Consider the following 9856-nt stretch of genomic DNA (forward strand, 5'->3'; position numbering starts at 1 on the left):
CGAGCGCCAGGAGAACAAGGACAAGACCGGCGTCTTCACCGGCGCCTACGCCGTCAACCCGGTCAACGGCGAGCAGGTCCCGGTGTTCGTCGCCGACTACGTCCTCATGGGCTACGGCACCGGCGCCATCATGGCCGTGCCCGGCCACGACGCGCGCGACCACGAGTTCGCCCTGGCGTTCGGGCTGCCCATCCGGCAGGTCGTGGCGCCCGCCGACGGGCGCGAGCTCGACGTGCAGGCCGAGGCCTACGCCGGCGACGGCGTGGCCGTGAACTCCACCAACGACGAGGGGCTGTCCCTCGACGGCTTGGGCGTGGACGAGGCCAAGGCCGCCACCATCGCCTGGCTCGAGGGGGAGGGCACCGGCGAGGGCACCGTCCAGTACAAGCTCCGCGACTGGCTGTTCGCCCGGCAGCGCTACTGGGGCGAGCCGTTCCCCGTGGTCTACGACTCCGACGGCGTGCCCCACGCGCTGCCCGAGGAGATGCTGCCCGTCGAGCTGCCCGAGGTCGAGGACTACAAGCCCGTCTCGTTCGACCCCGACGACGCCGACTCGGTGCCGTCCCCGCCGCTGGCCAAGGCGACCGAGTGGATGACGGTCGAGCTGGACCTCGGTGACGGGCTCAAGACCTACACCCGCGACGCCAACGTCATGCCCAACTGGGCCGGCTCCAGTTGGTACCAGCTGCGCTACATCGACCCCACCAACTCCGAGCAGCTCTGCGCGATCGAGAACGAGCGTTACTGGACCGGCCCGCGCCCCGAGATCCACGGCGCCGGCGACCCGGGCGGCGTGGACCTCTACGTGGGCGGCGTCGAGCACGCCGTGCTGCACCTGCTGTACTCGCGGTTCTGGCACAAGGTCCTGTTCGACCTCGGCCACGTCACCAGCGAGGAGCCCTACCGGCGCCTGTTCAACCAGGGGTACATCCAGGCCTTCGCCTACACCGACTCCCGCGGCGTCTACGTGCCCGCGGCCGAGGTGACCGAGCGCGACGGGAAGTACTACTGGACCGACGCCTCCGCCGGCGCGGACGCCACCGAGATCGAGGTGTTCCAGGAGTACGGGAAGATGGGCAAGTCGCTCAAGAACTCCGTCTCCCCCGACGAGATCTGCGACTCCTACGGTGCCGACACGCTGCGCGTGTACGAGATGTCCATGGGCCCGCTCGACACCTCGCGCCCCTGGGCCACCAAGGACGTCGTGGGCGCGCACCGCTTCCTGCAGCGGCTGTGGCGCGTGGTGATCGACGAGTCCACCGGTGAGGTCCGGGTGACCGACGCCGAGCCGGGCGAGGACGTGCTCAAGGCGCTGCACCGCACCATCGCCGGTGTCCGCGACGACTACGCCGGCCTGCGGGACAACACCGCGATCGCCAAGCTCATCGAGTACGTCAACACCCTGACCAAGGCGTACCCCACCGAGGGGCCGGGCGCCCCTCGCTCGGTCGTCGAGCCGCTGGTCCTCATGGTCGCGCCGGTCGCCCCGCACCTCGCCGAGGAGCTGTGGGCCCGACTCGGGCACACCGGCTCGCTGGCCCACGGCCCGTTCCCGACCTTCGACGAGTCGTACCTGGTCGAGGACTCGGTCGAGTACCCGGTTCAGATCAAGGGCAAGGTGCGCTCGCGCATCACCGTGCCCGCCGACGCCTCGCCGGTCGACGTCGAGGCCGCCGCCCTGGCCGACGCCAAGGTCCAGGAGAACCTGGGCGGCGCCGCGCCCAAGAAGGTGATCGTGGTGCCGGGCAAGATGGTCAACATCGTGCCCTGACCCTGGTGCTACTGCTGACGCGCGCCGAAATCCGCTACCCGGACTCGGGATCCGCTACTCGTATGGGAGTAGCAGATCCGGAGGGAGGGTAGCGGATTTCGGGTTGGCGGGCGCGTGCCGGGCGGGGTGCCCGGGCACCGGGGCCGTGCGCGGCTCAGCCGCGCTGGACGAACACCGCCGACGACGAGATGAGCAGGTACGCGGTGGTGACCATCCACATCGCGTAGGTCGCGTACAACCACGGCCGCCAGCGGATCCGCGCCTGCCACCGCCGGTACGTCTTCACGGCGGACGTGATGGCCAGCACGATCGACAGCAGCAGCGGGATGATGACCACCTCGACGCGGTCGGAGGTCAGACACAGCGCGCCCTGGTCGGCGCACTCGTCCCCGACGCCGCCACGGATCAGCACGATCACCACGGCCAGGGCCACGACCGCGAGCGTGGACAGCAATACGAACCGGAACGCCTGATTGCCCTGACGCTCGTTCCGCTCCAGTCGCTCGAGCGGGTCGTTGAGCTCCCCGAACTCGGCGGATGTCATTCAGCCCTCCTTGGTGAATCCGTTGTGTCCGCCCGCCGCGGCCACCTCGTCCACTGTCTCGATCCCGAGATGCTCATCCGTCACGGGCGGGAAGAGCGGGCCCCCGCCGAAGGCACCCCGGTGCGACAGCGGCACCTCGCCGTCGTCGTTCCTTATCCCCTTCTCGCGACCGTACTCGGCCGTGATGACGGTCGAGCCGCTCATCCGCGTGAGGTCGGGGTCGTCGGCGAGGGCGGCGATGACGCGACCGACGAACGTCGGGTCCTCGGCGCGGGCCAGCGGGAAGCCGTTGAAGTCCTCCATGCCGGTGGACAGCAGCAGCTCGGTGCGGATGAGTCCCAGCCACAGGGAGAGGGTGAAGACCCCGGTGCCGGCGAGTTCGTGCGCCATGTCGGAGGCCATCTTGTCGAGAGCGGTCTTGCTCATGCCGTAGAGGACCGTGTGGAACGGCGCGCGCGAGCCGAACGACGAGATGTTGATGATCAGGCCCGAGCCCTGCGGGACCATGATCTTGGCGGCCTCGACGGACGCGACGTAGTGCGCGCGCAGGCCGATGCCCATGAGCGCGTCCCAGTCGCCGGCGGGGCGTTCCCAGAACTTGCCGTTGAACCCTATGAAGCCCTTGGGGTTGGTCCACACGTTGTTGACCAGGAGGTCCAGGCGGCCGGTCTCGTCGGCGATCCGGGCGACGACGGCGAGGATCTCCTCGTCCCGGGAGTGGTCGCACTCGAGTGGACGGATCCGGCCCGGGGCGCCGTCGGCTGCGTCGACGGTGCCCTGCAGTCGCTCGGCGGACCGTCCGGTGACATACACGTCCCACCCCGCGTCGGCGAGCGCGGTGGCCACCCCGCGGCCGACCCCGCGGCTGCCACCGGTGACCAGCGCGACCCGGGCGCTCACGAGTCGGCTCCCTCGGTGGCCGCACCCGGGACGACGCTGACCTCCGGGTAGGTCACGGTCGCCTCGTCGAGGGTGCGGGTGATGGACCAGCCGGGCGTGAACAGGCACTCGGCCATGACCCAGCGGTCGTCCTCGATCACGTAGACGTCCGAGTACTCGCCGGTCGAGAGGGTCTCCGTGCCCTTGTCCCGGTCGATCTGACGGAACTGCAGGGTCCACGTGCCGGTGGCGCGGTTCGGCGGGCTGCTCGGTCCGCCGGACTCGATGGTGATGGAGGGCATGAAGCCGTGGTGCATGTCGAGGATGCGGGGCCCGCCGTCGGCGGCGGTGGCCAGGGCGATCTGCCGGAAGATGCCGACCATGGTGTCGGGGTCGGTCCGACCGAGGGGACCGAAATCCAGCACGCCGCCTGTCGCCACGAAGCACGAGCGGAAGCCGTCCGGGTCCTTGGCATCGCATGCCCGCCAGTAGCGGTACTTCAGCTGCTCGATCGCCTCGCGGGCGCGCCTTTCCTCCTCGTACTGCATACGGCCACGTTAGCGTAGGGATCATGAGCCGAACACTGGTCGAGTTATCCGACCGCTGGGACCTGCAGGACCTCATGACCAGGTACGCGACCTGCATCGACGCCCGCGACTTCGAGGGTCTGGACCGGGTCTTCACGCCGGACGCGCGGGTGAGCTACGAGGCCTCCGGTGGGCCCGACGACACCTACCCGGCGATCCGTGCGTGGCTGGCCGAGATGCTGCCGGTCTTCGCGGCCACCCAGCACCTCATGGCAAACCTCGAGGTGAGCCTGGACGGGGACTCGGCGACGGGCCGGTGCATGTGCTTCAACCCCATGGCGCTGCGGCCCGTGGAGGAGAAGGACCAGCAGGTGTTCTTCTACGGGCTCTGGTACGTCCTCGAGTTCGTCCGCACGGACGCCGGCTGGCGGATCTCGCGGCTGACGCAGCAGCAGGCGTACCACCACAATCTGCCCTGAGACCGCCGCGGCGCGCGGTCGGTCAGACGGTCCCGCAGGAGTTCGGCGCGGGACGGTCGTGCACCCGGTCCATGAGGTAGCGGGCGTTGGTCGCGCGCTCGGACAACATCGGGATCGCATGGTCGATCACCAGACCCGGGGCCAGGGCGGGCACCTCGGCGGTCCGCAGCTCGACGGTGGTGCCCTGCGCGCACCAGTTCCGGACGAGGTCGACGGCGGTGTCGTGCGGCACAACGTCGTCATTCCGCCCGATCAGGACGAGCGACGGGACCGCCGGCGCCTCGTCGCCCAGGTTGTAGCCCTCGAGGACACGCATGATCTCCGGCTCGGACCGGGCCGCGTCGGCGAGGGAGCGGCCGTCCCGGGTGAACTCGGTGGTCCGGCGCAGGCCGTAGGCGAAGCCGGTCTCGGCGACGCACTGCCCGGCGGTCACCTCGAGCATCCGGCGGCCCTCGTCGTTGAGCTGGCGGTCGAACGCCTCTCGCAGCTCGGGGTGGACCTGCAGGATCCCGTTGATCGCGTAGCCCACGGCGCCGGTGAGCAGGCCGCCGTCAACTCGCTCGAGCGTGCCGATCATGTCCGACGGTGGCGCACCCGCGGCGATGCCCACGAGGTTGACGTCCGGCGCGTAGGTCGGCTGCATCTCACCGGCCGCCGCGGCGGCGCCACCGCCCTGGGAGTAGCCGCTGACCACGGTCTTGGAGTCGGGAGCGAGATCGGTGCCCGGGAGGCGCAGCGCGGCGCGTGCGGCGTCCAGCGCGGAGCGGCCCTGCGAGTCGCGGTTGACGTACGGGTGGTGGCCGGGAGTGCCGAGGCCCTCGTAGTCGGTGACGACCACGGCGAAGCCCTCCTGGACCATCGTCAGGGCGTCGATCACCGCGTAGCCGGCGGCCGCCGACAGCGGTGCGGTCTGTACGCCGAGCCCGACCTCCATGGACTTGGACGGCGCGCACTGATCGCCCTGGCCCTGGGTGCCGGGCGTGACGACGGCGAGCGGCCGCGGGCCCGGCCCGGTCCACGGGGTCTTGGGCTGGAGATACGTGCCGGTGACGGCGATCGGCCCGCCCGCCGCACCGGTGGAGCGGTACATGATCCGCTGCGCGTCGGCGGGCAGTGCGCCGCCGTTCGCCAGGTCGGGGAAGCTGGGCGTGATGGTCATGGGCTCGGTGCGGATGACCGTGCCCGGCTCGGCGGGCAGGTCGGCCGGCGGCGTGTAGAACGCGCTGCGGTCGGGCGTGTTGGACGACCCCTGCGCGGTGGCCTCCGGGGCGGCGGGCGAGACGGCGGGGGCCAGGGACATCGCGACGCCCAGGGCGAGCGCCCCCACGACGGCGGACAGTCCGGGCGTTCTCCTGCGGCGGCTGGTCGGTGATCTCACAAGTGCTCCCCGGGGGTCGAGACGGTGGGTGGTCCGCGAGGACCGTGAACTGGACAAAACCCTAGCGTGTGTCATGTTCGGCCGGTGGTGCACCTCAGGAGTCGATTCTGATCACCGTGAACTTCACGGTGGCCACTGTCGTACGCCGCTGTTACGGTGAGCCCGTGCCAAAAGATGTGCTGATGTGCTGGCGACGCGTACCGGAGAGGTCCCGCGTCGCCCACGCCGTCATGGCGTAGCACGGACGACGCGCGGGCCCACCGGAGAAGGGCGGGCCGCGGTCGGTATCAGCGGCGGTCCGCGCCGGAACCCGGGTCCATGCTCATGACCCCACGGCGGCGGAAATCAGATCCGCGCCGGCTCACTTCAGGAGAGTTTCCAGGTGACCGTAAGTCCCGACACCACGTTCCACGCGCTGGAGGACACCGATGTCCTCGTGAGCGCGCGATCGTTGGCCGAGTACACGGACATGTTCGGTTTGAACGGGGCTGACCTGCAGGGCCGGATCGTGGACTGCCCGGGCGGCGCGGCCAGCGCGGTGGCGGAGATCTGCGCGGCCGGTGGGGACGCGATCGCGGTGGACCCGCAGTACGCCCGGGGCGCGGACGACCTCCGCGGCCGGATCCTCGCGGACGTCGACCGGTCGGTGGCGCAGAAGCAGGCGCGCGAGGTGGACTTCGACTGGGACGTCCGCGGCGGCGTCGTGGGACACGAGGCGATCCGTCGCACGGCAGCCGACCGGATGCTCACGGACCTGGAGGCCTCGCCCGAGCGGTACATCGCCGGGGCGCTGCCGTCGCTGCCGTTGGCCAGCGACTCGGCCGACCTCGTGCTGTGCTCGCACCTGCTGTTCACGTACGCCGACCGGATGGATCTGTCGGACCACGTCGACGCGATCGTCGAGATGGCGCGGATCGCGCCGGAGGTGCGGATCTACCCGCTGGTCGATCACCTCGGCAATCCGCTGCCGGAGCTGGTCCGCAGCGTGATCGCCCGGCTCAAGAAGGAGCGGCTGGCCAGCCGGATCGAGCCGGTCATCCGGCCGTTCCAGCTCGCGGCCACGACGCGGCTGGTGGTGGAGCGGATGAACCACCAGCGGCCCTGACCCTCAGCCCAGCGGGCCCGGCGAGAGCCGGAGGATCTCCTGGCCGGTGAACGGGGAGACCTCGGCGCTGGCGACCAGCGGCTGAGGGCCGCCCACCTCGATCGTCTGGCCGGGCACGAACACGGTGCCGGTCGCCAGCGAATAGGCCACGAGATTGCACATCTCGGAGTACACGGCCGCCGGCGCGGCGTCCACGTCCAGGCGCTCGAGGTCCATCCGGCCGAACCTGCCCATCCCCGTGGTGTAGACGCACGACGTGGACTCGGACTGCATCCCCGCCCGCACCCCGACGAGCACCGGCGCCGGCACCGGGTTGCCCGTCACGAGATCGCGGTACGGGCCGGCCGGCAGGGTCGCCGCGGCGCCGCCCACGGTGACGGCCACCGCGCCGGGTAGCGCGGTCAGTGCTGCCGTGACGTTCGCGACCGCCAACTCGCAACGGAGCGTATCGAGCCGCGGGTCCAGGTACTCGGGATCGGTGGGCTCGCCGTCGTCGCCGACCGGTCCCCACCGGAACGCCGCCACCACGACCTGGGACCGGTGCGTCTCCACCACGGCCTCGCCGCCGTTCCACGCGGCCAGGTCGCGCGTGTACTGGGCGGCCTCCGGCACGGGGGCGTCGATCGAGGAGACGATGACCGTCGCGTCCTCGATGTACACCGCCGTGGCGGGGTCGTCCTCGGTGCCGCGCTCGACCTCGTAGGAGCCCTCGAAGATCTCGGCGAGCAGTTCACCGATCTCGTCGTAGCCGGGGGCGGGCCGGTCGAGCAGCACGATCGCCACGGGCGTCTGCTTCCACGACAGGTCCTCGCCGGTCCGCGGGTCGACGGCGGGCGGCTGGTCCTGCGGCTGCTCGGGCTGGCCGGGCTGCGGGGAGTCGGTCATGCACGACAGGCTAACCCGCGTCCCGGCGGCCGCGACACGTCCGGCCCACGACGCGACCGGACGCCACGCGCCCGGCCCGCCACGCGCCCGGCCGCCCGGCGGGCGCTCAGTTGAGCAGGAAGTCGATCACCAGGCGCTCGAACTTGTCCTTCTGCTCGATCATCGCCCAGTGGCCGCAGCGGGAGAACGAGTGCAGCTCGGCGCGGGGCAGCTGCCGGAACGCGAAGTGCGCCTGCTCGTAGGGGAGCATGCGGTCGTCGCGGCCCCAGATGAGCAGGGTCTCCTGCTTGATCTGGGAGGCGCGGGCGTACAGCGGGGTGTAGGCGTTCTCGGGCTTGAGGATGGAGCCGAAGATCGAGTACATGCGCTCGACGGCGCCCGGCGCGGTCGCGGCCTCGGTGCGGGCGCGGATCAGCTCGGGGGAGACGATCTTCTTGTTGCCGACCATCGTGTCGACCCAGGCGCCCATCTTCTCGTCGGTCGGATCGGCGAGGAACTCGAACAGGCGGCGCGAGCCCTCGCTGGGGTCGGGCGCGAACAGCGGCGCGGCGAGGCCGCCGGGGCCCATGAGAGCCATCTTGCGGACGCGGTCCGGGTAGGCCAGGGCCGTCTCGCACGCGACGTTGCCGCCCATGGAGTTGCCGACGATGTCGACCTTCTCGATGCCCTTGGCCTCGCAGAATGCGTCGATCGCCTCGGCGGCGATCATCGGGTAGGCCTTCTCCCACTCCAGGTCGGAGCTCTTCCCGAAGCCCGGCATGTCGAGCAGGATGGTGTGGAACCGCTCGGCGAAGACCGGGAAGTTGCCGGAGAAGTTGGACCACGCGGTGACGCCCGGACCGGATCCGTGGAGGAACAGGACGGGCACCGCGCTCTCGGGCTCGGCCGTGCCCGCTGCGCTCGTGGCCCGCCCTGCCTCGTGGTAGTGCAGCTCGAAACGGCCGGCGGTGATGGTCTTGCTGGTGGACTCGAAGTCGAGGGCGCTCATCTTCTCAACGGTACTAGAACGCGTTCTAGGAATCGCGCTGTCCCGGCAATCTAGCGGCCCGGCGAACCCGGCATCGCCCCGAAATGATGTCAGCCGCGCGGGGAGTCCCTGAAACATCCCCGCGCGGCGATGACGAGACTCTAACCCGTGACTGCGCGATGTGACAAGTCTGTAACGATTATTGCGCAGGTCACACTGTGAGCATTCGAGCGCGCGCCCTGACGTGCGGGAATGCGCGGTGTTAAGTGGACGACCGCACCGAACGGGGGTGTTCGAGGTGATTTGAATCACCCCATCCTCCCGTCACCCCATCACCCGCGTCAGGAACGCGGTCGCATCCGGGGTCGCGGCGTACACGGTCCCGCTGTGGTCGCGGTCCGGGTAGACGCGCAGCTCGAGCGGCTGCCGGTTGAGCGTCATCTCCGCGGCGAGCGACAGGGCCGACGGCGCGGGCACGTCCACATCGAGCAGTCCCTGGCCGAGGAACACGGGCCGGTCGTACCCGGTCGCCGGCGTGCCCATGTAGCGGCGCAGGTGGCCGAACACGTCGGGGATCTCCTGGAGGGGCCGCGAGAGCGCCTGCGAGATCTGGAATCCGCCCACCTTCTCGCGCATCGCCGCGTAGCAGAGGGTCTCGGCGGCGTCGACCATCTCGCGCCCGGCCGGCGTGAGGTAGCCGTTGATGTCGAGCTCGGGGTGCTGATCGCGGAACCCGGCGAGGATGTACATCGCATAGACGTTGAGTCCGGTCGGTAGCTGTACGGGCGGGAAGCCGGGCCCGCCCCACTGGAAGATGTGCTCGATGTTCGCCGGGGCCCCGGTGGCCACGACGCCGCGGTAGTCGAGCCCGGCGGGCGCGCCGAGTTCGGTGGCGCGGACCGCGGTGTTGAGCGCGGCCCCGGCGCCCTGCGACTGGCCGACCAGTGCCCAGGTGGGGGAGAGGGGCAGGCCGGCGGAGCGTGCGGCAATCACCGAGTCGACGATCGCCTGGCCGGTGGCCGGCCCGTTGAGGTAGCTGAGCAGCCCGGGCGTGCCCAGGCCTATGTAGTCGGAGGCGACCACCGCGTAGCCCCGGTCGAGCCAGTGGCCCAGGTACTCGGCGTCACGCTCGGAGCGGGGCTGGGTGGAGGGCGCGCAGTCGTCGCCCAGGCCGGTGGTGCCGTGCGCCCACGCGATGACCGGCCAGCCGCCCTCCGGCGCGGCACCGTGGGGCAGGAACACCGCCGACCCGGAGATCGCGGGCCGGCCGTGCTGGTCGAGGGTGCCGTAGACCTGCCGCACCGCCCGTCCGGCCTGCGGC

The 9856-nt window shown here is 70.8% G+C and carries 10 protein-coding genes; 3 read left to right on the forward strand and 7 right to left on the reverse strand.

Features of this window, described 5'->3' with window-relative positions; translation table 11 throughout:
* A partial coding sequence (locus tag G6030_RS09640) for a class I tRNA ligase family protein (protein WP_182642989.1) occupies window positions 1-1771 on the forward strand: 1771 nt, incomplete at its 5' end.
* A gap of 154 nt (window positions 1772-1925) precedes the next feature.
* Here the strand turns inward: G6030_RS09640 and G6030_RS09645 are convergent.
* Genes G6030_RS09645 through G6030_RS09655 form a run of 3 tightly spaced genes read right to left on the reverse strand, consistent with a single transcriptional unit; the run spans window position 1926 to window position 3742 of the window.
* The gene (locus G6030_RS09645; protein ID WP_106385300.1) at window positions 1926-2315 is read right to left on the reverse strand and encodes a hypothetical protein; all 390 of its coding nucleotides are present in this window, start codon (window positions 2313-2315) and stop codon (window positions 1926-1928) included.
* Window positions 2316-3215: an SDR family NAD(P)-dependent oxidoreductase gene (locus tag G6030_RS09650; protein ID WP_182642990.1), complete on the reverse strand. Its 900-nt coding sequence runs from the start codon at window positions 3213-3215 to the stop codon at window positions 2316-2318.
* Window positions 3212-3742, reverse strand: coding sequence for a nuclear transport factor 2 family protein (locus G6030_RS09655; protein WP_182642991.1), 531 nt, complete (start codon window positions 3740-3742; stop codon window positions 3212-3214). The genes G6030_RS09650 and G6030_RS09655 overlap by 4 nt, the downstream gene beginning before the upstream one ends.
* Window positions 3743-3765: 23 nt before the next feature.
* Here G6030_RS09655 and G6030_RS09660 point away from each other — a divergent pair, with 23 nt between their 5' ends.
* Window positions 3766-4200 (forward strand): nuclear transport factor 2 family protein, encoded by a 435-nt coding sequence (locus tag G6030_RS09660; RefSeq protein ID WP_182642992.1) that lies wholly within the window; start codon window positions 3766-3768, stop codon window positions 4198-4200.
* Between the two features lie 22 nt (window positions 4201-4222).
* Here the strand turns inward: G6030_RS09660 and G6030_RS09665 are convergent, their stop codons facing one another.
* Window positions 4223-5578, reverse strand: a complete 1356-nt coding sequence (locus tag G6030_RS09665) for a lipase family protein (protein ID WP_347238628.1) — start codon at window positions 5576-5578, stop codon at window positions 4223-4225.
* 382 nt (window positions 5579-5960) lie between these two features.
* On the opposite strand from G6030_RS09665, the gene G6030_RS09670 reads away from it, so the two are divergent.
* Window positions 5961-6683, forward strand: a complete 723-nt coding sequence (locus G6030_RS09670) for a hypothetical protein (RefSeq protein WP_061913370.1) — start codon at window positions 5961-5963, stop codon at window positions 6681-6683.
* Window positions 6684-6686: 3 nt separating this feature from the next.
* Here the strand turns inward: G6030_RS09670 and G6030_RS09675 are convergent, their stop codons facing one another.
* The 3 genes from G6030_RS09675 to G6030_RS09685 form a co-directional block, all read right to left on the reverse strand.
* Window positions 6687-7568 (reverse strand): DUF4261 domain-containing protein, encoded by an 882-nt coding sequence (locus G6030_RS09675; RefSeq protein WP_182642993.1) that lies wholly within the window; start codon window positions 7566-7568, stop codon window positions 6687-6689.
* A gap of 106 nt (window positions 7569-7674) precedes the next feature.
* A complete protein-coding gene (locus G6030_RS09680) occupies window positions 7675-8556 on the reverse strand; it encodes an alpha/beta fold hydrolase (RefSeq protein ID WP_182642994.1) in 882 nt (293 codons plus the stop codon).
* 303 nt (window positions 8557-8859) lie between these two features.
* Window positions 8860-9856, reverse strand: a 997-nt coding sequence (locus G6030_RS09685; RefSeq protein WP_182642995.1) for a lipase family protein, incomplete at its 5' end; no start/stop codon positions are given.

The sequence above is a fragment of the Dietzia sp. E1 genome, assembly GCF_014145015.1.
GTDB classification, from domain to species: domain Bacteria; phylum Actinomycetota; class Actinomycetes; order Mycobacteriales; family Mycobacteriaceae; genus Dietzia; species Dietzia cinnamea_A.

Excerpts from the sequence above, each read along its gene's own strand:
- G6030_RS09645 (WP_106385300.1), bottom strand. The coding sequence starts at position 2,315 with ATGACATCCGCCGAGTTCGGGGAGCTCAACGACCCGCTCGAGCGACTG.
- G6030_RS09655 (WP_182642991.1), bottom strand. The coding sequence starts at position 3,742 with ATGCAGTACGAGGAGGAAAGGCGCGCCCGCGAGGCGATCGAGCAGCTG.
- G6030_RS09660 (WP_182642992.1), top strand. The coding sequence starts at position 3,766 with ATGAGCCGAACACTGGTCGAGTTATCCGACCGCTGGGACCTGCAGGAC.
- G6030_RS09675 (WP_182642993.1), bottom strand. The coding sequence starts at position 7,568 with ATGACCGACTCCCCGCAGCCCGGCCAGCCCGAGCAGCCGCAGGACCAG.
- G6030_RS09680 (WP_182642994.1), bottom strand. The coding sequence starts at position 8,556 with ATGAGCGCCCTCGACTTCGAGTCCACCAGCAAGACCATCACCGCCGGC.